Here is a 20,920-nt window from a genome sequence, read left to right on the forward strand (position 1 = left end):
ATCATGTTCGGTAGGCTCAAAGACTGGCGACGGGTCGCAACCCGATATGACCGATGCCCGAAGGTATTCCTCTCCGCCATCGCACTCGCCGCAACCGTCATCTATTGGCTATGAGTCCTGACCCTAGCCATTCGACCTGTTTCGCGTCAAATACTACGAATGCGGCAACCGGTGCGCCAGTGTGACGTCGACAACTTTCGCAATGGCAATACCCCGCACCCTTATTAGGACCAATAGCCCTGAAGCGTGTTGCTCCGCAGAGGCAGCCTCCGGTCGTGATTCTCTGCTTCTCATTCAATTGTGAGTTCTCCGATAATGCAGCACATTGCCCGTGATCCCAGGATACGCCCACCGCGTAAACGCATGTTTCAGAAACCAGACGCTCATCCTCGATGCAGCATCAGTCAATCTGGACCCCCTCCCACCGCTCTCTGCGCTTCGCGTGAATGTCCGCTTCGCCCGGATGGGTCGGCTATGCTGCCGGGAAAGGTCGAACAATCTGGCTCGCCGCACCGTCCCCGAGGTATCGCCGTCTTCGATCCCGGCCCCGGTGTCACGGGCCTATACGCAGGCGCACGTCGCTCGAACCGGCGTGGCGTGGCGGCATCTTGGAAGTTCCTCGACTGGATCGCCCGTTCGCCGCCAATCCCGACAGCGATCCTGTGGAGCCGGTCGCCATCACAGGTGTCACGCCACCATCTGCTCGGCCTTTTTCAGGTCCACGCTGACAAGCTGGCTGACCCCCTGTTCGCCCATCGTCACGCCGAAGAGACGGTCCATCCGGGCCATCGTGACGGCGTGGTGGGTGATGATCAGGAAGCGCGTCTGAGTGCGGCGCGTCATCTCGTCCAGAAGGTCGCAGAAGCGCGTCACATTGGCATCGTCGAGCGGCGCATCGACCTCGTCGAGTACGCAGATCGGCGCGGGATTGGCCAGGAAGACCGCGAAGATCAGCGCCAGCGCGGTCAGCGTCTGCTCGCCCCCCGACAGGAGGCTCAGTGTCGAGAGCTTCTTGCCCGGCGGCTGGCACATGATCTCCAGCCCCGCCTCCAGCGGGTCGTCGCTTTCCACCAGCACCAGCTTGGCCTCGCCGCCGCCGAAGAGATGCGTGAAGAGCGTCGCGAAGTTGCGGTTCACCTCCTCGAAGGCGGTCAGCAGGCGCTCGCGCCCCTCGCGGTTGAGGCTGGCGATGCCGGCGCGCAGCTTCGAGATCGCCTCCTGCAGGTCCGACATCTCGGTGGCAAGCCTGTCATGTTCCTCCTCGACCTCGCGGGCGTCTTCCTCGGCGCGTAGGTTGACCGCGCCCAGCGCGTCGCGGGCGCGGCGCAGGCGGTTCACATCCGCCTCGATCCTCTCCGATGGCGGCATCTTATCGGGGTCCGCGGCAAGGATGTGCAGTAGGTCTTCGGGCGTGGTCTCCAGTTCCTCCTCGATACGGTGGGCGGCGGCGGATACGGCCTCGGTGGCAGCGTCGGCGGTGGCCTCGGCGCGGGCCCGGCGCTCGCGCGCGTCGGAGGCGGCGCGTTCGGCCTCGCGTTCCGCCTGTTCGGCGCCCCGCAGGGCCGTCTCGGCCTCCGCCAGCGCATCGGCGGCGGCGCGGCGGCGGGTCTCGGCCGCCTCGATCTTGCCCGAGAGCTCCTCGCGCTGCGCGGCGATCCGGCCCGGCAGGGCTTGCGCGGTCTCCAGTTCCGCGACGCTGGCGGCCTTGCGCTCCTCCAGCTCGGCGATCCGCTTGCCCGCAGTGTCCAGGCGGTGCCGCCAGCCGCTGATCTCCTTGGTGATCTCCTGGCGGCGCCGGGTCCGGGCTTCGCCCTCGCGCTTGAGCTCGTCATGGGTGGCGCGGCGCGCCATCATGGTCATGCGCGCCGCCTCCACCGCCATGCGCAGATCCTCGACCTGCGCCTTGGCGGCATCCAGATCGTCGAGCCCGGCAACCTGCGCCTCGGCCTCGGTCACATGCAGGCGGGCCGCGCCGGCTTCGTCCTCGTAGCGGGCCACGGCGAGACGCTGCGATTCCAACTTGCCCGCGGCGATGGAGCGGTCGGCCTCGGCCCGCGAGAGCCTGCGGTTCGCCTCGGTCACGGCGCGGTCGGCGTCACGCCGGGCGTCGCGCGCATCACGGTCGGCGCGGGTCAGCTCGGCCAGCCGCTCGGCCAGGTGATTGTGGGCGCGCGCCGCGCCATCCGCACGCGCGTTCGCCTCCTCCAGGTCGCGCTTGAGCTGGACCAGGCGGTTGAGCTGCTGGAGCCGCAGCGCGGCGGCCGAAGGCGCATCCTCGGCCGCGGTGCGGAACCCGTCCCAGCGCCACAGGTCGCCCTCCACGCTGACCAGCCGCTGGCCGGGTTTCAACGCCTCCTGCAAGCGCGGCCCGTCGGCCCGGTCCACCAGCCCGACCTGCGCCATGCGGCGCGCCAGAACCTCGGGCACCGAGACATAACTGGTCAGCGCATCGACGCCTTCGGGCAGCGGCTGCGGCGCGGGATAGCCTGACAGCCGCGCCCAGCCGGTGCCCGTATCGCCCGCCTCCACCTCGGCGGCGCGCAGATCGTCGGCCAGCGCCGCGCCCAGCGCCGCCTCGTATCCCGACGACACCCGCACCCGGTCGAGCACCTGCGTGCCCTCGCCCGCCTCGCGCTCCACCAGCCGGGCCAGCGCACCGACCTCGGCACGCAGCGCGCTGGCTTCGCCCTCGGCCTCGGAATGCTCGGCGCGCGCCTCCGCCTCCCGCGCCTGGGTCTCGGCGCGCGCATCGTCGGCGGCGACCAGCGCGGCCTCGGCGGCCTCGGCGGCTGCGGCGGCTTCGGCCTGCGCGGCCTCGGCAGCGCCGAAATCCGCGGCGGCGGCATCCTGCGCCTGCTGCGCCTCGGCGACGGCGGCGCGGGCGCGGGCGGCCTCGGCCTCGTTCTTCTCGAGCGTCTTGCGAGCGTCCTCCAGCGTCCGATGCGCCGACTGATGCCGGGCCGACAGCCGCCCGACATCCTCGGTCACCTGGTCGAGCGTTGTTTCGCGGTCCTGCAGCACGGCGGCGGCGGCGCGGGCTTCCTCGGCGGCGGCCTCCAGCTTCCCGGCATGGCCCTCGTCGGCGGCGGCGATCTGCGACTGTTCCCATTCCAGCCGCTCGATGGTTTCCCCCGCGTCGTGGTTGAGTACCGTCTCACGCTCGATGTCGCGGGAAAGCTGCTCGATCCGGCCGGTCAGCGTCTCGATGGCCTGTTCCGCCTGCGCCTCGCGGTCGCGCAGCGTGTCGCGCTCCACGCTCAGCCGTTGCAGGATTGCGGCGGCAATCGCCTCCTCCTCGCGCAGCGGCGGGAGCGCGGTGTCGCGTGTCTCGCGTTCCTTCGCAGCCTCGCGCGCCCGGCCCTCGGCCTGTGCGGCGGCCTTGGTCAGTTCGGTCAGTGCGGTCTGCGCGGCCAGCCGGGAAGTCTCCGCCTCGCGCCAGCGGCGGTAGAGCAAAAGCCCCTCGGCCTGCCGCAACTCGGTCCCGATCTGCCGGTAGCGCGCCGCCTGCTTGGCCTGCCGGGCAAGCTGCGAGAGCTGCTGTGCGAGGTTCTCCAGCACGTCCTCGACACGGGTCAGGTTGTTCTCCGCCCCGCGCAGCTTCAGCTCGGCCTCATGCCGGCGCTGATAGAGCCCCGAGATGCCCGCGGCTTCCTCCAGGATGCGGCGGCGGTTCTTGGGCTTGGCGTTGATCAGCTCGGAAATCTGGCCCTGCCGGACGAGTGCGGGCGAATGCGCCCCGGTGGAGGCGTCGGCAAAAAGCATCTGCACATCGCGCGCGCGCACATCCTCGCCCGCCGCCTTGAAGGCACTGCCTGCGTCGCGGGTGATGCGGCGGGTGATCTCCAGGATATCCTGATCGTTGAACCCCGCCGGGGCCAGACGCTCGGAATTGTCGATGGTGATCGCCACTTCGGCGAAATTGCGCGCCGGGCGTGAGGCCGCTCCGGCGAAGATTACATCCTCCATTCCGCCGCCGCGCATCGCCGAGGGCCGGTTTTCGCCCATCACCCAGCGCAGCGCCTCCAGCAGGTTGGACTTGCCGCAGCCATTTGGCCCGACGACGCCGGTCAGACCGTCCGAGATCAACAGGTCCGTCGGATCGACGAAGCTCTTGAAGCCGTTCAGTCTGAGTCTGGTGAAACGCACGCTTGCCTGCTCTTCTCGGTGATTCCGCCCGGTTTGGCGATTTTTCGGCCCAAGCGCGCGCGAGTCAACCGCAAACACCCGCATATGGCGTAGGAGGTGGGATTATCCACAAGATATTGGTAATGCTGCGCGGCGAACCGCCGGTCAGGGGCACGCGTGGCGCTCAGCAGACGATATCGGCGTGTATCAGCGCCGGATCGCCCTGCATCGTGCCCGGAATGATGCGGCAGCCGGTGGCTTGCAGAATGGCGCTTTCGGCGCGGGGGAAGATTGTCGCCGTGCGGGGGGCGAGATCGAGGTTGGTGCGGATCGCGACCGCCGTGCGGGCGTCGTGGTAGACGCGGAACCGGCTGCCCTCGACCTCGACCGTCTGGTAGAGCCGGTACTGCCCCGGCGGTCCGGGCGTGTTGCAGGCGGCGGCCAGGAGCAGGGGCAGGTATCTCCACATCGCGGCCATGTTGCGCCGCTGATGGTTTACCGGAGGTTAACGCAACTCGATGCGCGCCCGCACGGCGCGCGGGGCGCCGGCCCACACCTGCGGCCTTACACCCCGGCGGTGCGCCGTTCGGCGGGTCGCCTGGGCGCGGATACCCTTGGCGCGGTTTCGGCGGAAACGCGGAACGTCAGGATGTTGCGGCCATCCTCACGCCGGTAGCGCAAGTCGCGCGCGAGCCGGCGGATCAGTGACAGGCCGAAACCGCCTTCGGGCAGCGCCTCGGGCGGTGTGGCCTTCGCCTCGGGCAACTGCGCGCCGGGCATCGGCAGCCCGTCATCCGTGACCCGGACCCATATGTCGCGGGGCAGAAGCCAGACTTCCAGCCCCACGACATGCCCGGCGCGGTTCCGGCAGGCATGTTCCACGACATTGTTGAGGACCTCGGCGAGCACGGTTTCCACGCGGTCGGGATCGCAGCCCGTCCGCCGCCGCGCGATCGCAGCAACGAAGCCGACATTGCGCCGCGTGGCCTGGGCGGTGCCGGGCATGAGGTTGTGGATGTCAGCAATCCGGTTCCAGGGTGCGCCGTTCATGGTGTCAGCCCGTGCCCGCCCGGACGGCGTCCGGGGCATCGGCCCGCGCGCCACCGGCCGGCTCGATCGTGAAGACCGTGTCCATGCGGGTCAGGCGGAATACCTTTTCAACCGCCGGATTGAGCCCCGCGAGGGTAAAGCTGCGTTCCGGCCCCGCGAGTTTGAGGACCGCGACGACCGCGCCCAACCCGCTGCTGTCGATGAACTCCACCTGCGAGAGATCCAGAACGACCCGCCGCACCGCGTCGTCGAGCGCATCGCGAAACCGGTCCTTGAAGCGGATCGCCACCGCCGCATCCAGCCGGGCTTCGCCCGCGCGCACGTAAAGCTGGTCGCCGGTCCGTCGGGTTTCGAGCTGCATTCTGCGTCCTCCGTCCTTGCCCCGCTCCGGGCCGCGCCAGTCTAGACGCCCGAGTCTTACCAATCCGTCACCGGCCATGCCCCTTGAATTCCGCCATCGCGGCTGGGATATGAAGAGGGGTCAATCCAGTCAGGAGGCAGCGATGGACAAGGTGGTGATTGCGGGTGCCGCGCGCACCCCGATGGGCGGATTTCAGGGCGTGTTCACCGAAACCGGCGCGGCCGATCTGGGCGGAACCGCGGTCCGCGCGGCGCTGGAGGATGCGGGTGCTGCGCCGATCCATGTGCAGGAGTTGCTGATGGGCTGCGTCCTGCCCGCGGGCATCGGTCAGGCCCCGGCGCGGCAGGCGGGCTTCAAGGCCGGCCTGGGCGAGGACGTGCCGGCCACGACCGTCAACAAGATGTGCGGGTCGGGCATGAAGACCGCGATGATGGCGGTCGACCAGCTCGCGCTCGGCAGTGCCGACATCATGGTGGCGGGCGGCATGGAGAGCATGACCAGCGCGCCCTACCTGCTGCCCAAGATGCGCGGCGGCGCGCGGCTGGGGCATGCCCAGGTGATCGACCACATGTTCCTCGACGGGCTGGAAGACGCCTATGACAAGGGCCGCCTGATGGGCACCTTCGCCGAGGATTGCGCCGAGAAATACCAGTTCACCCGCGAGGCGCAGGACGAATACGCGCTGGGCTCGCTCACCAACGCGCTGGAGGCGCAGAAATCCGGCGCCTTCGAGGGCGAGATCGCGGCGGTCACCGTCACCTCCCGCAAGGGCGAGAGCGTGATCGCCGAGGACGAACAGCCCGGACAGGCGCGGCCCGAGAAGATCCCGCATCTCAAACCCGCCTTCCGCAAGGACGGCACCGTGACGCCGGCCAATTCCTCGTCGATCTCCGACGGGGCGGCGGCGCTGGTTCTGGCGCGCGGGGACGCCGCGGACAAGGCCGGGCTGAAGGTCCGCGCGCATGTGCTGGGCCATGCCAGCCACGCCCAGGCGCCGGGCTGGTTCACCACCGCGCCCGTGCCCGCCGCGAAGAAACTGCTGGAACGCATCGGCTGGTCGGTCGAGGATGTCGATCTGTGGGAGGTGAACGAGGCTTTCGCCGTGGTGCCGATGGCCTTCATGGCCGAAATGGGCGTGCCGCGCGAGAAGCTCAACGTCAATGGCGGGGCCTGCGCGCTCGGCCACCCGATCGGCGCCTCGGGTGCGCGGATCATCGTGACGCTGCTCAACGCTCTGGAAAAGCGCGGGCTGAAGCGCGGGGTGGCCGCGATCTGCATCGGCGGCGGCGAGGGGACGGCCTTCGCCATCGAGCGGCCGTGAGGGCGGATTACCCGGCGCTGGCCCGCAGCATCGCCAGCCTGACCGAGGGCGAGAGCGACCGCGTCGCGCTGATGGCGACGGTGACCTGCGAGGTCTTCCATGCCGATGACAGATTCGACTGGGTCGGGTTCTACCGCGTGGTGGCACCCGAACTGCTGAAGATCGGGCCGTATCAGGGTGGGCATGGCTGCCTGACGATCCCGTTCTCGCGCGGGGTCTGCGGCGCTGCGGCGCGAAGCGGCACGCCGCAGATCGTGGCCGATGTCGACACTTTCCAGGACCATATCGCCTGCGCCTCCTCGACCCGGTCCGAACTGGTGCTGCCGGTCTTCGGCGCCGCGGGCGAGCTGATCGCCGTCTTCGATATCGACAGCGACCAGCCGGATGCGTTCGACGGCACGGATGCGCGCGAACTGGCCGCAATCCTGCACGCGGTGTTCGCGCGGACGTGATACGCCCAAGCCCTTGCGCACACTGGCAAAGCCGTGAAACATTGCACCATGAAGCATCGGAACCCCATCAAGTCCTGGGCCGAGGCCGCGCCGCGCCTGATCGGGGTCGCGGCGGGACGCGAGCCGGCCGATCTGGTGATCCTGGACGGCGTCTGGGTCAACGTGCACACGCGCGAGGCGCTGGCTGGCCACGACATCGCCATCGCCGACGGGCGCTTCGCATATTGCGGGCCCGACGCCTCGCATTGCATCGGCGAGAATACCGAGGTGATCGAGGCGCAGGGGCTCTACATGGTGCCGGGGCTCTGCGATGCGCATATGCACATCGAATCGGGCATGCTGACCCCGGCGCAATTCGCCCGCGCGGTGATCCCCCACGGCACCACCACGATGTTCACCGACCCCCATGAGATCGCCAATGTGCTGGGGCTCAGGGGCGTGAAACTGATGCATGACGAGGCGCTTCTGCAACCCATCAACATCTTCACGCAGATGCCATCCTGCGCGCCCTCGGCGCCGGGGCTGGAGACGACGGGCCACGAGATCACGCCCGAGGATGTGGCCGAGGCAATGACCTGGCCCGGCATCATCGGGCTGGGCGAGATGATGAACTTTCCCGGCGTGATCGCCGGCGACAGCAAGATGCTGGCGGAGATCGCGGCGACGCAGAACGCCGGCAAGACGGTGGGCGGGCATTATGCCTCGCCCGACCTCGGTCCGGCCTTCCACGCCTATGCAGCGGGCGGCCCGGCGGACGACCATGAAGGCACCTGCGAGGCCGACGCGATGGCCCGCGTGCGCCAGGGCATGCGCGCGATGATGCGGCTGGGCAGCGCCTGGTACGACGTGGAGCGCCAGATCACGGCCATAACCGAGCAAGGGCTGGACCCCCGCAACTTCATCCTCTGCACCGACGACAGCCATTCCGGCACGCTGGTGCGCGAGGGGCACATGAACCGTGTCGTCACCCATGCCATCGCCTGCGGCTGCGACCCGTTGGTGGCGCTTCAGATGGCCACGATCAACACCGCCACGCATTTCGGGCTGGAACGCGAACTGGGCTCGATCGCGCCGGGCCGCCGCGCCGACGTTATCCTGACCTCCGATCTACGGACCCTGCCCATCCACGGCGTGCTTGCGCGCGGCCAGCCAGTCGCCGTCGCCGGCGAGATCTCGGTCGACTGCCCGCATCTCGCCTGGCCCGACGACGTGCGCGCCACCGTGCATCTGGGCAAGCACCTGGCGGCCGAAGACTTCGCCATCGCCGCGCCGGAGGGCGCGAACCGGGTCAGGGCGCGGGTGATCGGCGTGGTGGAGAATCAGGCGCCGACCAAGGCGCTCAGCGCGGAACTGCCGGTCGCCGACGGGCGGGTTTCGGGCGACGAGAGACGCGACATCTGCCAGATCGCGCTGGTCGAACGGCACCGCGGCACCGGCGGTGTCGTCAACGGCTTCGTGTCGGGCTTCGGCTATCGCGGGCGCATGGCAATCGCCTCGACCGTGGCGCATGACAGCCACCACATGATCGTGGTGGGCACCGACCGCGATATGATGGCCGCGGCTGCCAACCGCCTGGGCGAGGTCGGCGGGGGCATCACTGTCTGGAAAGACGGCGCGGAACTGGCGCTGGTGGAATTGCCCATCGCCGGGCTGATGTCCGACGCGCCCGCCGAGGATGTGGCCGCCAGCGCGGAACGCATGGTCCATGCCATGGCCGATTGCGGATGCCGCCTCAACAACGCCTATATGCAGCACTCGCTGCTGGCCCTGGTCGTGATCCCGGAACTGCGCATCTCCGATCTCGGGCTTGTCGATGTCAGCCGGTTCGAGCTGACCGACCTCTTCGAGCCCGAGGGTGGCTGACCGGATGCGCCCGCCGAACCGCAACCTCCCGGTGGACACCCCGCCCGAGCGCGCCGCGCAGGTCTTCCGTTCCGGCGCGGCGGCGGTCGCGCATCTCCAGGCGCTCTATGCCGAGGCGACGGGTTTCCTGCGCGCGCATTTCGCCGAAACGCTGACCGGCCCGCACCCCGCGCACCGCTACCGCGCCTTCTATCCCGAGTTGCGCATCACAACGAGTTCCTTTGCCAAGATCGACAGCCGGCTGTCCTTTGGCCATGTGACCGAGCCCGGCACCTATACCGCGACCGTCACCCGGCCCGATCTCTTCGAGGATTACCTGACCCAGCAGATCGACCTGCTGCTGGACAATCACGGCGTCGAGGTCGAGATCCGTCCCTCCACGACGCCGATCCCGGTGCATTTCGCCCTGCCCGGCGACGAAGCGCTGACCATCCCGCAGGAAGGGGTGCTTGGCTACACGCTGCGCGATGTCTTCGACGTGCCGGACCTGACTACCACCAATGACGACATCGTCAACGGCAAGCGCACGCTGAACGAGGACGGCACCGGCCCGCTGGCGCCTTTCACCGCGCAGCGGGTGGATTATTCGCTGGCCCGGCTGGCGCATTACACCGCGACCGCGCCGGAGCATTTCCAGAATCACGTCCTCTTCACCAATTACCAGTTCTACGTGGACGAGTTCGCCACCTATGCGCTGGAACAGCTGGGCGATGCGGACTCGGGCTACACCGCCTTCGTGATGCCGGGCGATGCCGTGCTGACCCGGCCCGGCGACCGGGTGCCGGCGCTGGAACGGATGCCGCAGATGCCCGCCTATCATCTCAAGCGGCCGGATCATTCCGGGATCACGCTGGTCAATATCGGGGTGGGACCGTCCAACGCGAAGACCGCGACCGACCACATCGCCGTGCTCAGGCCCCATGCCTGGCTGATGGTGGGCCACTGCGCGGGGCTCCGCAACTCGCAGAATCTTGGCGACTTCGTGCTGGCGCATGCCTATCTGCGCGAGGACAACGTGCTCGACGACGACTTGCCGGTCTGGGTCCCGATCCCGGCGCTGGCGGAGATCCAGATCGCGTTGGAACGCGCGGTGGCGGAGGTCACAAAGCTCGACGGCTACGACCTCAAGCAGATCATGCGCACCGGCACAGTGGCCACGATCGACAACCGCAACTGGGAACTGCGCGACCAGTCCGGCCCCGTGCAGCGCCTGTCGCAGTCCCGCGCCATCGCGCTGGACATGGAATCGGCCACGATCGCGGCCAATGGCTACCGTTTCCGGGTACCCTATGGCACGCTGCTCTGCGTCTCCGACAAGCCACTGCACGGGGAACTGAAACTGCCCGGAATGGCCACCGAATTCTACCGGACGCAGGTCCGCAGACACCTGGCAATCGGTGTCCGGGCGCTTGAATCACTGCGCGACATGCCGCTTGAAAGGCTCCATTCCCGCAAGCTGAGAAGCTTCGAGGAGACCGCGTTCCTGTGAAATTGGGCGAAAAATAGCAGATTCTGACGATTTTCGCTACGAAACGTGCCACTAAAGATTGTGTGTCCCCTCAATATTCAGGTAGATTCTAGCAATCGGCCCCAATCAACAGTGGGCAACAGAGGAGCAGTGAAATGGCACAGAAACCGATGACCAAGACGCAACTGGTGGCAAGCCTCGCCGATGCGACCGGGATGGACAAGAAAAGCGCAGGCGGCGCCATCGACGCGCTGACCGACATCATCACCCGCGAAGTCTCCAACGGCGGCGCCGTGACGCTGCCGGGTGTCGGCAAGGTCTATTGCCGCGAGCGGGCGGCGCGCATGGTGCGCAACCCTGCCACGGGCGAGCAGATCCACAAGCCGGCGGACAAGGTCGTGAAAATGACCATCGCCAAAGCGCTCAAGGACAGCGTCAACGGCTGACGGATACGATGCAACGCAGGGCTTAAATCCCCTGCAAGCATCGTCTAGGGTCGCCTTCGGGCGGCCTTATTTTTTGTCAGTCGGGAGCCACCGGAAAGATGGATATTCGCGCGATCCTGATGGGTCTGGCATTCGCCACGATGTGGTCGAGCGCCTTTGCCTCTGCCCGGATCATCGTTCAGGACATGCCGCCGCTGAGTGCGCTGGCGCTGCGCTTCCTGATCTCGGGACTTCTCGCGGTGGCCATCGCCTATGCGATGGGACAGCGGGCACGGCTGTCGCGGCCGCAATGGGGCGCGACGGTGCTTTTCGGCGTCTGCCAGAACGCGCTCTATCTGGGGCTGAACTTCGTAGCCATGCAGTGGATCGAGGCCGGGCTGGCCGCGATCATCGCCTCCACCATGCCGCTGCTGGTCGCCGCGGCGAGCTGGCTCATCTTCCGCGAAAGACTGCCCGCGCTGGGGATCATCGGTCTCTTCGCCGGCTTCTCCGGGGTCGCGATCATCATGGGCGACCGGCTGACCGGCGGGGTGGACACGCTGGGGGTGATCTTCTGCCTGATCGGGGTCCTGGCGCTGACCTTCGCCACGCTCTCGGTGCGCGGCGCCTCGGCGGGCGGCAACCTGCTGATGGTGGTCGGGCTGCAGATGCTGGTGGGCAGCGCGGTGCTGACGGTCCCTGCGCTGGCGCTGGAAAGCTGGGAGGTCACCTGGCACCCGGTGCTGATCGCCGCCTTCGTCTACACCACGCTGATACCAGGGCTCGCGGCGACCTTCGTGTGGTTCCTGCTGGTGGGCCGGATCGGCGCGACGCGCGCGGCCACCTTCCACTTCCTCAATCCATTCCTGGGCGTGGCGATCGCCGCGATCCTTTTGGGCGAGGCGCTGGGCCCGCATGACATCCTGGGCGTCACCATCATCATGGGCGGCATCCTGGCGGTGCAGCTATCGCGGCAGCGGGCCTTGAGACGCGCCTGAGCGGACGATCAGCCGATCCGGCCGCGCGGCCCGTCGCCCACCTGCCCGCGATGCAGCAGCAGGTGGTCGAGCAGAACACAGGCCATCATCGCCTCGCCCACAGGGACCGCGCGGATACCCACGCAGGGGTCGTGGCGGCCCTTGGTCACGATCTCGGTGGGCTCGCCCGACCGGGTGATCGTGCGGCGCGGCGTCAGGATCGAGGAGGTCGGCTTGACCGCGAAACGCACCACGACATCCTGTCCGGTGGAGATGCCGCCGAGGATTCCGCCCGCGTGGTTGGACGAGAACTCCGGCCCGGTCTCGCCCATGGTGATCTCGTCGGCGTTGGCCTCACCGGTCAGCAGGGCGGCGCCCATGCCTTCGCCGATCTCCACGCCCTTGACTGCGTTGATCGACATCATCGCCGCTGCAAGATCGGTATCGAGTTTACCATAGACCGGCGCACCCAGCCCGGCGGGAACGCCCGAGGCCGTCACCTCGATCATTGCGCCGACGGAACTGCCGGACTTGCGCAACCCGTCCAGATACATCGCCCAGTCCTCGGCGGCCTTCGCGTCGGGCACCCAGAACGGGTTGCGGCCGATCTCCTCGGCATCGAAACGGTCGCGGTCGATGCCCAGCTCGCCCATCCGGGTCATGTAGCCGGTGATCGCGATCTGCGGCGCCAGCGCGGCCAGCGCCGCGCGCGCGATGCCGCCCGCCGCGACCCGTGCCGCGGTCTCGCGAGCCGAGGATCGCCCGCCGCCCCGCGGATCGCGAATGCCGTATTTCTGCCAATAGGTGATATCGGCATGTCCGGGGCGGAACTTGTCGGCGATGTCTCCGTAGTCCTTCGACCGCTGGTCGGTATTACGGATCATGAGCTGGATCGGCGTGCCGGTGGACTGGCCCTCGTAGACGCCCGACAGGATCTCCACCTCGTCGGCTTCCCGCCGCTGGGTGGTGTACTTGCTCTGACCGGGTTTGCGCCGGTCGAGCCAATGTTGGAGCGACGCCGCCTCCAGCGGGATGCCGGGCGGGCAGCCATCGGCGGTGGCGCCGAGCGCCGGACCGTGGCTTTCGCCCCAGGTGGTGACGCGGAACATGCGGCCGAATGTGTTGATCGACATGGGATGTGCTCCTTCGCAGCACGGTCTAGCGGAATTCGCGCGCCCAGCAAAGATGCAGGCGGCGGCATTTCACCGCCCGATGCGAAAAGGGGCGCGCCTGTTGGCCCGCCCCCCTTGCAACACATTCTCCGGCACCAAGGCGCCGCGGTCAGGCGTCTTTGCGTTTGATCGGCGCCCAGAGCCGCTTGTTGGTGAGGTAGAGGAGGACCGACAGCAACGTCAGCAGCATGACCGAGGTCAGGCCCATCTGCTTGCGCGCCATCATCTTCGGCTCCGCCGCCCACATCAGGAAGGCGGCGACATCCTTGGATTCCTGCTCGATCGTGGCCTCGGTCCCGTCTGCATATTCCACATCGTCGCCATAGAGCGGCGGCGCCATCGAGATCAGGCCCCCCGGAAAGGTGTGGTTTTCATAAAGCAGCGTGCCCGCCTGCTCCACCTCCTCGCCGGTATAGCCGGTCAGGAGCGACGCAATGTATTCCGGGCCGCCCATGCCCTTTACGATCTGGTTGATGCCCAGCCCGTAGGGGCCGTGGAAACCGGCGCGCGCCTTGGCCATCACGCTCAGATCCGGCGCGCCCAGCGCGGTGTTCTCCGGGAAATGGTCGGCCGGCTTGCCCTCGCGCGTGTCGCCGGGCGCGGCCTCGTCGCTGTCGTCGGGAACCTGGAACATGGCCGCATAGGCCTTGACCTGGTCCTCCGGCAGTTCCGGGCCGCCCGGATCGGTCAGGTTGCGGAAATAGAGGTGCTTCATCCCGTGGCAGGCCGAGCAGACCTCGGTGAACACCTGGAGGCCGCGTTGAAGCTGCATCCGGTCATAGGTGCCGAAGGGCCCCTCGAAGGAGAAGGCGAAGTCCTCGATATGCTGCTCGCCGCCGCCGGCAGCCAGCGCGGGCGCGGCCCCCAGTCCGAGAGCGGCCAGCGCGGCGAATGAAAGTTTCCTGATCATCGCTTGTCTTTCCTTTCCGTCACTCGGCCGGTGCGCCGGCGGCGCCCTTGTCCCCCGCCTTCGGCGGATAATGCGCGTCGAAATCCTCTTCGATCGTCGCAGGCTGCGGCAGCGGTTTCTCCATCACGCCCAGAAGCGGCAGGATGACGAAGAAATACGCGAACCAGTAGGCCGTCGCGATCAGCGAGAAGGTGGCATAGGGTTCTTCCGCCGGCATGGCGCCCAGCCACATCAGGGCGAAGAAATCCACCACCAGCAGCCAGAACCACCACTTGAAGACCGGGCGGTAGCGGCCGGAACGCACGCTGGACGTGTCCAGCCACGGCACCAGAACCATCGCCAGGATCGAACCGAACATCGCGATGACCCCGAAGAATTTGGCCGTCACGATGCCGCCGGTCAGGAACCCGGCGATCTGCACCACCCATACCTCGGAGGTGAAGGCGCGCAGGATCGCGTAGAAGGGCAGGAAGTACCATTCCGGCACGATATGCGCGGGCGTCGCCAGCGGGTCCGCGGGAATGTAGTTGTCCGGGTGGCCCAGATAGTTGGGCATGAAGCCCACGATGGCGAAGAACACCGTCAGCACGACCGCGAGCGCGAAGAAGTCCTTGATGACGAAATAGGGCCAGAAGGGCAGCGTGTCCTTCTCGGCTTCGGCCTTAGAGCCGCGCCGCACCTCGACACCGGTCGGGTTGTTGTTGCCCGTGGTGTGGAAAGCCCAGATATGCACCGCGACCAGCGCCGCGATCACGAAGGGCAGCAGGTAGTGCAGCGACAGGAACCGGTTGAGCGTCGCGTTGCCCACCGCGGGTCCGCCCAGCAGCCATGTCTGGATCGACTCGCCGATGCCGGGGATCGCGCCGAAGAGACCGGTGATCACCGTGGCGCCCCAGAAGGACATCTGGCCCCAGGGCAGCACGTAGCCCATGAAAGCGGTGCCCATCATCGCCAGGTAAATCAGCATGCCGATGATCCAGGTCACCTCGCGCGGGGCCTTGTAGGAGCCGTAGTAGAGCCCCCGGAAGATATGCGCATAGACCGCCACGAAGAAGAGTGAGGCGCCGTTGGAGTGCAGGTAGCGCATGGCCCAGCCGCCGTTGACGTTGCGCATGATGTGCTCGACCGACGAGAAGGCCATGTCCACATGCGCCGTGTAATGCATCACCAGGACCACGCCGGTGGCGATCTGAAGCACCAGGCAGAAAGCCAGAACGATGCCCCAGATCCACATCCAGTTCAGGTTCTTGGGGGTGGGGATCATGATCGTGTCATAAGCCAGCGCCACGATGGGCAGGCGGGAGTGAAGCCACTTCTCGAAACCGGATTTCGGCTCGTAGTGATCGTGCGGGATGCCTGACATCTGTCTCTCCCTTAACCCAGTTTGATCGTGGTTTCGTCGAGGAAGGCGGCAACCGGAACCGGCAGGTTCTCCGGCGCTGGGCCTTTGCGGATGCGGCCCGCCGTGTCGTAATGCGACCCGTGGCAGGGGCAGAACCAGCCGCCGAAATCGCCGGCGCCGTCACCGATCGGGACGCAGCCCAGATGGGTGCAGACGCCGATCTGGACCAGCCATTCGCCGGCCTCGTCGAGCGCCCGGTTCTCATCCGTCGCAGGTTCCGCGCCCGTCAGGTTGGCGTTGCGCGCGACCGGATCGACCAGATCGTCGAGCGAGACCTCCTTCGCCGCCTCGATCTCCTCGGCGGTGCGGCGCCGGATGAAGACCGGCTTGCCGAGCCATTTCACGGTAAGCTGGGTGCCGGGCTCGATCCCAGCGATATCGACCTCGATCGAGGACAGTGCCTGCACATCGGCGGACGGGTTCATCTGGTTGATCAGCGGCCAGACCGCCGCGCCGGTCGCAACGGCGCCGGTGCCGGCGGTCGCGTAATAGAGGAAATCCCGGCGGGTGCCTGAACTGTCTTCTGCGTGGGACACGAGACATTCTCCCTTGTCTGACCTTGAAACGGCCAATACCTGTCGTTCGCCAGAGACCGGAGTCCCGAGCCTTTCTCGCGTGGTTCTAGTGCCGGGGACCGGCAAGGTCTATCGGACAATCGGGCGCAGCCGGAACAGAATGTCGCACCCTGTTGCAATTGCGCCCGCCGCCGCGTGATCCCCCGTCACCCGCGATCGGCTGCAGTATGAGCGCAAATCCTTCCGGCTGTGAACAGCCGATTGGCATTTCCGGAGCCTTAAATGCACATTTTTTTCACCGGCGCCGTGGATCGGGGCCTCGCCGCCGCCCCGCCGTCCGGTCGGCCTGTTTCGCTTTGGGAAACATCTTGTTGACGCCCAAACGTCCCAATCGCGGTGTCAATGTGGCGTGAATACGGCTACATTGTGGCTTGGGTGGGTAATTCATGTGACCGCCGGAACGGTACCCGGCAAGGGAGTTAGGTATGAAACGTTTTGTTGTCGCAGCCCTGTTGGCTGCGGGCCTTGGGGGCGGCGCCGCGAACGCGGCCACCTACCCCACGTTCGTTCTCGACACCGATGCCTCCAGCATCTCGACCAACATCACCGGAAGCATCTGTCTGAGCTGTTCGATCACCGGAAATTTCGCCAGCGGCGCGCAGAATTTTTCCTGGACGCCGACATCGCCCACGGACTCGATCTTCGTGAACGATTTCTTCGTCTGGGATGTCAGCGGCTTCGGCGGCGCGACATTCGACGTACAGGTCGATCTGGCCTTCTCGGACCCTGATGCGGCCTCGACCAGCGGCAGCGGATCCGGGTTCTTCAAGACCTTCTTCGGCAAATTCTCCGGCGGCGGGCTCTGGTGGACCTCGACGCCTTCGGTGACTTTCGCACAAGGCTCCGTGCTCGATGTGGTGTTCGAGGGACCCTCGGTCCTGGGCTGGGGCAACTCGGTTGAGACGGGCGCCACTTTCACCGGCGCGCCAATCAGCCCGGTGCCGCTTCCTTCCGCCGGCCTCCTGCTGCTCGGGGCTCTGGGCGGGGTCGGCTTCGCGGCGCGGCGCAAGCGCCGGGCCGCGTGACGCGAGACTTCAGAATCTCAAGCTGACGCCGGCGCGGATCGTGTGATACTCGATTTCGACCGGCATGTTCACAAAGGGTATGTCGGGCGCCAGCGCGCCCGACGCCTTGCCGAGATCGGTATATCGGTATTCCAGTCGCAGCGCGGCCCGGTCAGTGGCCTTCAACTCGACCCCAACCCCGGCTGTCCAGCCATTTGCCGTGTCGGAAAACCGGCCCCGGACCGTGCCCGCGGCGTCGCCACCTTCGAAATCGTAATCGCCCGCGGCCCAGCCGCCGGTGGCATAGTAAAGCGCCGGCCGTTCCATCAACTCCCCCGACAGGCCGACCCGCGCACGGATCGAGCCCTGCCAGTTCAGATCCGCCGAGCCCGAGGACGTCGCCCCGGCCGGATTGCTGAAACTGCCCTCCACATCGCCGAAGTCGACATCCGCCTCGAGACCGAAGACGAGCCGGCCGACCTGGCGCGAATAGCCGGCGAAACCGCCCAGCACGACGCCATCGGGATCCGAGTCACCTGGCGGGGCACCGAAGAAGGGCACGAAATCGTGCCGGAAATCACCGGCCTGATAGCCGCCCGAAACGCCGGCATGGAAGCCCGACCAGCCCGACCGCGGCTCCTGCGCCTGCGCCGCGCCAACCGCCAGAATCGCGGCCACGAAAATTGATGTCGAAAATCCGAACCGCCCGAACATGGTCCATCCCTGTTATGCAAACCCATTCTACCACTTGAACGGGTGGTTGTGTCAAAATTGCCTTAAACCGCGCGATTTCGTGAGCATCTGTCACCGCAGTGCAGCTATCCCGATGGATCAGCACCCGCGAAACAAATTATGGGGCTGAGTATACGCCCGAACCCCTTGGGCACACTCGGACAATCGACCGGCTGGACTTAGATGCCGCCCCCATCCGGTAGGCAGTTCCACTTAACCAGAATGCCCGCCATCACCGGGATGACGCGGCTCGCGTTGTATGCGCAACTCGTTCGCGCGGAGTAGCGGTGGAGGCCGGTTACTCCTGGCTGTGCTCGACTTGCGGGGCGATGGTGCCAGGCGTGCGGCCTGTCTCGAGCACGTCGATCAAATCGGTGACGGCCCTGGCCAGACTAGGGGTCCTGGTCAGGTCGAACTCCTCGCCCATCCTCGTCCAGATGGTCTTGATCAGGCCCAGCTCGGACTCGCCTTCCTGCGGGACCTCATCATTGTCCGGCCGTCCGGACCCGGTGGAAAGGGCTGGCAAGGCGCGCTCCGCCCCATCGTCGTGCTCGAGATCCTCGAACTGGCTCATGATGGCCAGTTCGAGCTCGCGGAACATGCTCATCCGATCTTCCCGCGCAAGCTGGACGCGCTTCTCTGCTTCGTCTTCGTCATCATCCTCGCCGATCATGGCGAGCATGACGGCGGCATCGTCATCCGCGTCGATCCCGACCGGTGCAACCTCTTCCGCAACCGGGGCACCGCCTTCGGGCCGCAGCGGCTCATCGTCTACCGGCACAGCCGGTTCCTCGCGTTCGGCATCGGCACCGTTCGCGGCCAGCATGACATCCTGCCGGATGACAGCCTCATCCGACGAGACGTCGTCACCTGCCTCACGCGGCTCCTTCAGACGCAGGCGAAAGCCGCCGAGCAGCTTGCCGAAGGCACCATCCACGCCCCTGGTCCTCTTTGAATCCGCGGGGCTCAGCCGGGCGGCCAGATGTTCACCATCTTTATCGCCCGGCCCGCCAGGACCGCGCGTGGCTTCGGCGGTCTCGCGGCCGGCCTGCCTGCGGCCGGACAGGGTCTTCAGGCTTGCCCGCAGATCGTCGATGAAACGCCTGCCCGAACCTTCGACGATGCGCGTGTTGATCTCGGACATCAATTCGGGCACGCCCGAAAGGGTCCAGATGAACGAGACGGGATCCTCAAACAGATCGATACCGGCAGCGTCCGCCATGTCTAACAGCACCTTCTTGTCGTCTTTGGGCTGATCCGAGAGATCGCCCGCCAGCGCCAGTTCCGCCCATTTGGCGCTACCGAAAACCAGCGCGGCATCCTCCGAGACACCGATTTGGTTCAGCGTGTCCAGGATGCTGTCGCGGATCTCCGGGATCTTCTCGCCTGGGTTCTCCAACTCGTCGATGCGATTGACGAACAGGATCACCTGGCGCTTCTCGAACGTCGAGATCAGCTGGATCAGGGTCTGGTCGGCCGCGTTCAGTGCCGCGTGCGCGGACAATACGACGACGCAGAGATCGCATTCCTGCAGCGCCTGGAGGGCGATCCGATCGCGCATCTTCGTGCTGTCATCGCCTCCGGGCTTGTCGCGCAAACACAAGGTCGATCCCAGATGCGGAACCTCCAGATAGAGATCGGCCGATTTCGTGATCTCCGCGAACCGGCCCTGCTTGCATCCCGGATCGTCCCCGCTCCCGTCCGGGGCGCCCGGACAGGTATAGCATTCGATCAGGTCGCGATCGCAGTAATCAAAGCGATGGGTCTCGCCCAACAGCGCCTTGATCTCGTCATCGGCACCGGCACGGCCGGGAAACGCGCCCGGACACCCGCCGCCGGTCTCAAGACTCTCCCATTCCGCGGCGTCGAAGAACCGGAACTCCGCCTCGACCCCATCATGCGGGCGGCGGGCGTTAAGATGCAGCGTCGTGACGACCGATGTCCGGGGGTTGAAATCCGACGGCAGCAACCCGATTTGCCCCGCCATCACATTGGTCAAGGCCGTCTTGCCCGTCCCGACCTGGCCGATCATGGCGACGCTCGGCTCGAACCCTTCGATACGGTGCTGGATCTCGATCAGCTTGCTTTTCAGCTCCGGGCTTGCCTCTTCGGCCAGCATCGCCACCGAGTTTCGCGCACCCAGCAGCGCATTGCGAAGCGGTTTGACGATGTCCGACCCCTTGGACAGCAGCATGTCGTTCGGGGCCGGGGCCGGACGGGCGGGGATATCGCTTCGATCCTTCATTCCGCGCCCCGAACATTCATGAGGATATTTCCGGGCCGAGCGGTTGCTCTTCGGTTGGCGCTGAAGATCGGATTCGGCTGCGTGAGCGCTTGGGGCGGTCCAGGCTCCGGGCAAACGGCCAGCGATGGGCCCGCCGGTTTCTTTCCGCGCAGCAACCGGAGGACCGGGGTATCGGTCTCCCTCCGGTTCATGTTCCCTTCGATCGGATTCGGGCAGCACTGAAGCTGATCGTATATGTGGCGGTGATACATTCGGAACCCAATACTCTCTCGCCTCCTTGTCTCATGACAAAGACAGGCCCAACTTTACCAACCAGGATCGTTGCGACATGCACACGACCCCTCAAGGATGGAATTCTCGATCTCCAATGTGAGAAATTTGAGCTTCAATTGGGGCATGATCACGGTACTTCAAATGTTCGTGTGTCGCGGGCGCCGCATACGCACCGCCTCGGAGATTCATGAATATGTATTTATTACAAAGCCTTAAATATTCGCCTCTTGGAACTCCGGTGTCGGGGCATCGACGCGATCACGAAGACTCGCCGCAAATTTGCCATAATACGGGAGGCCGGCCGTTGCCCGGCATGAAGGTCTTGCCTGACGGCAGCCCAGAATCCACCCCAACTCTCGTGGTATCCAGCTTCCGCGAAGTTTCTCAGGCCGAGTTGCGGGCAAAAGTCCGCGCCCGCGAGCCAGTAATATATATCGATAAAGTGGTGAGCCGTGCAGGGCTGTGCGGGGCAAGGGAAATCAACGGCTTGCGCTGGCGAACCGGAAAATCCTACCCCTTGATTTGATTGGGCTTTTCGGGTCTCTGGCGAACCGTTTCAGGAGCC

Annotated in this window: 19 protein-coding genes and 1 pseudogene; 9 read left to right on the forward strand and 11 right to left on the reverse strand. The window is 66.4% G+C overall.

Translation table 11 applies throughout. The features are described from left to right. Positions 1-114 (forward strand): annotated as a pseudogene (locus DDZ14_RS18050) (IS5/IS1182 family transposase); the annotation flags it as partial. Here DDZ14_RS18050 and DDZ14_RS20165 read toward each other — a convergent pair. The 5 genes from DDZ14_RS20165 to DDZ14_RS18075 all read right to left on the reverse strand — a co-directional run bounded on the left by DDZ14_RS20165 (position 98) and on the right by DDZ14_RS18075 (position 5,536). Continuing rightward, entirely contained in the window at positions 98-352 is a 255-nt protein-coding gene (locus tag DDZ14_RS20165; protein WP_255417518.1) for a GFA family protein, read from the reverse strand. The pseudogene DDZ14_RS18050 and the gene DDZ14_RS20165 sit on opposite strands and share 17 nt — an antisense overlap. A gap of 335 nt (positions 353-687) precedes the next feature. Beyond that, positions 688-4,146, reverse strand: coding sequence for a chromosome segregation protein SMC (smc, locus tag DDZ14_RS18060; protein WP_109426380.1), 3,459 nt, complete (start codon positions 4,144-4,146; stop codon positions 688-690). A gap of 163 nt (positions 4,147-4,309) precedes the next feature. Continuing rightward, positions 4,310-4,603 carry a hypothetical protein gene (locus DDZ14_RS18065; protein ID WP_109426381.1) on the reverse strand — a complete coding sequence of 98 codons (294 nt, stop codon included), beginning with the start codon at positions 4,601-4,603 and terminating at the stop codon, positions 4,310-4,312. Positions 4,604-4,689: 86 nt separating this feature from the next. Next, positions 4,690-5,175, reverse strand: a complete 486-nt coding sequence (locus DDZ14_RS18070) for an ATP-binding protein (RefSeq protein ID WP_158275562.1) — start codon at positions 5,173-5,175, stop codon at positions 4,690-4,692. 4 nt (positions 5,176-5,179) lie between these two features. Further along, positions 5,180-5,536 carry an STAS domain-containing protein gene (locus DDZ14_RS18075; protein ID WP_109426383.1) on the reverse strand — a complete coding sequence of 119 codons (357 nt, stop codon included), beginning with the start codon at positions 5,534-5,536 and terminating at the stop codon, positions 5,180-5,182. Between the two features lie 142 nt (positions 5,537-5,678). Here DDZ14_RS18075 and DDZ14_RS18080 point away from each other — a divergent pair, with 142 nt between their 5' ends. The 6 genes from DDZ14_RS18080 to DDZ14_RS18105 all read left to right on the forward strand — a co-directional run bounded on the left by DDZ14_RS18080 (position 5,679) and on the right by DDZ14_RS18105 (position 12,063). Beyond that, on the forward strand, positions 5,679-6,857 hold the full coding sequence (locus tag DDZ14_RS18080; protein WP_109426384.1) for an acetyl-CoA C-acyltransferase: 1,179 nt from the start codon (positions 5,679-5,681) through the stop codon (positions 6,855-6,857). Further along, positions 6,854-7,309 (forward strand): GAF domain-containing protein, encoded by a 456-nt coding sequence (locus DDZ14_RS18085; protein WP_109426385.1) that lies wholly within the window; start codon positions 6,854-6,856, stop codon positions 7,307-7,309. Before DDZ14_RS18080 ends, DDZ14_RS18085 begins: the two co-directional genes overlap by 4 nt. A gap of 48 nt (positions 7,310-7,357) precedes the next feature. Next, complete coding sequence (gene ade / locus DDZ14_RS18090; RefSeq protein WP_109426386.1) at positions 7,358-9,172, forward strand: adenine deaminase; 1,815 nt, start codon at positions 7,358-7,360, stop codon at positions 9,170-9,172. A 4-nt stretch (positions 9,173-9,176) separates the two neighbouring features. Beyond that, entirely contained in the window at positions 9,177-10,661 is a 1,485-nt protein-coding gene (locus DDZ14_RS18095) for an AMP nucleosidase (protein ID WP_109426387.1), read from the forward strand. 134 nt (positions 10,662-10,795) lie between these two features. Then, positions 10,796-11,086 carry an HU family DNA-binding protein gene (locus DDZ14_RS18100; RefSeq protein WP_109426388.1) on the forward strand — a complete coding sequence of 97 codons (291 nt, stop codon included), beginning with the start codon at positions 10,796-10,798 and terminating at the stop codon, positions 11,084-11,086. Positions 11,087-11,184: 98 nt separating this feature from the next. Beyond that, entirely contained in the window at positions 11,185-12,063 is an 879-nt protein-coding gene (locus DDZ14_RS18105; RefSeq protein ID WP_109426389.1) for a DMT family transporter, read from the forward strand. An 8-nt stretch (positions 12,064-12,071) separates the two neighbouring features. Here the strand turns inward: DDZ14_RS18105 and aroC are convergent, their stop codons facing one another. The 4 genes from aroC to petA all read right to left on the reverse strand — a co-directional run bounded on the left by aroC (position 12,072) and on the right by petA (position 16,062). Beyond that, complete coding sequence (gene aroC, locus DDZ14_RS18110) at positions 12,072-13,175, reverse strand: chorismate synthase (protein WP_109426390.1); 1,104 nt, start codon at positions 13,173-13,175, stop codon at positions 12,072-12,074. 148 nt (positions 13,176-13,323) lie between these two features. Then, entirely contained in the window at positions 13,324-14,124 is an 801-nt protein-coding gene (locus DDZ14_RS18115) for a cytochrome c1 (protein ID WP_109426391.1), read from the reverse strand. A 19-nt stretch (positions 14,125-14,143) separates the two neighbouring features. Then, on the reverse strand, positions 14,144-15,487 hold the full coding sequence (petB, locus tag DDZ14_RS18120) for a cytochrome b (protein WP_109426392.1): 1,344 nt from the start codon (positions 15,485-15,487) through the stop codon (positions 14,144-14,146). A gap of 11 nt (positions 15,488-15,498) precedes the next feature. Beyond that, positions 15,499-16,062, reverse strand: coding sequence for a ubiquinol-cytochrome c reductase iron-sulfur subunit (gene petA, locus DDZ14_RS18125; RefSeq protein ID WP_109426393.1), 564 nt, complete (start codon positions 16,060-16,062; stop codon positions 15,499-15,501). A 464-nt stretch (positions 16,063-16,526) separates the two neighbouring features. On the opposite strand from petA, the gene DDZ14_RS18130 reads away from it, so the two are divergent. Continuing rightward, a complete protein-coding gene (locus tag DDZ14_RS18130; protein ID WP_109426394.1) occupies positions 16,527-17,126 on the forward strand; it encodes a hypothetical protein in 600 nt (199 codons plus the stop codon). A gap of 9 nt (positions 17,127-17,135) precedes the next feature. Here the strand turns inward: DDZ14_RS18130 and DDZ14_RS18135 are convergent, their stop codons facing one another. Both DDZ14_RS18135 and DDZ14_RS18140 read right to left on the reverse strand, forming a co-directional pair. Next, positions 17,136-17,819, reverse strand: coding sequence for an outer membrane protein (locus DDZ14_RS18135; protein WP_109426395.1), 684 nt, complete (start codon positions 17,817-17,819; stop codon positions 17,136-17,138). A 316-nt stretch (positions 17,820-18,135) separates the two neighbouring features. Next, positions 18,136-20,082 carry a GTP-binding protein gene (locus DDZ14_RS18140; protein WP_109426396.1) on the reverse strand — a complete coding sequence of 649 codons (1,947 nt, stop codon included), beginning with the start codon at positions 20,080-20,082 and terminating at the stop codon, positions 18,136-18,138. A 460-nt stretch (positions 20,083-20,542) separates the two neighbouring features. Between DDZ14_RS18140 and DDZ14_RS19530 the strand changes: the two genes are divergently transcribed. Next, positions 20,543-20,881, forward strand: coding sequence for a hypothetical protein (locus DDZ14_RS19530; RefSeq protein ID WP_146193185.1), 339 nt, complete (start codon positions 20,543-20,545; stop codon positions 20,879-20,881). The last annotated feature ends 39 nt before the right edge of the window (positions 20,882-20,920 follow it).

This window comes from Maritimibacter sp. 55A14 (assembly GCF_003122205.1).
Taxonomy (GTDB): Bacteria; Pseudomonadota; Alphaproteobacteria; order Rhodobacterales; family Rhodobacteraceae; genus QEYE01.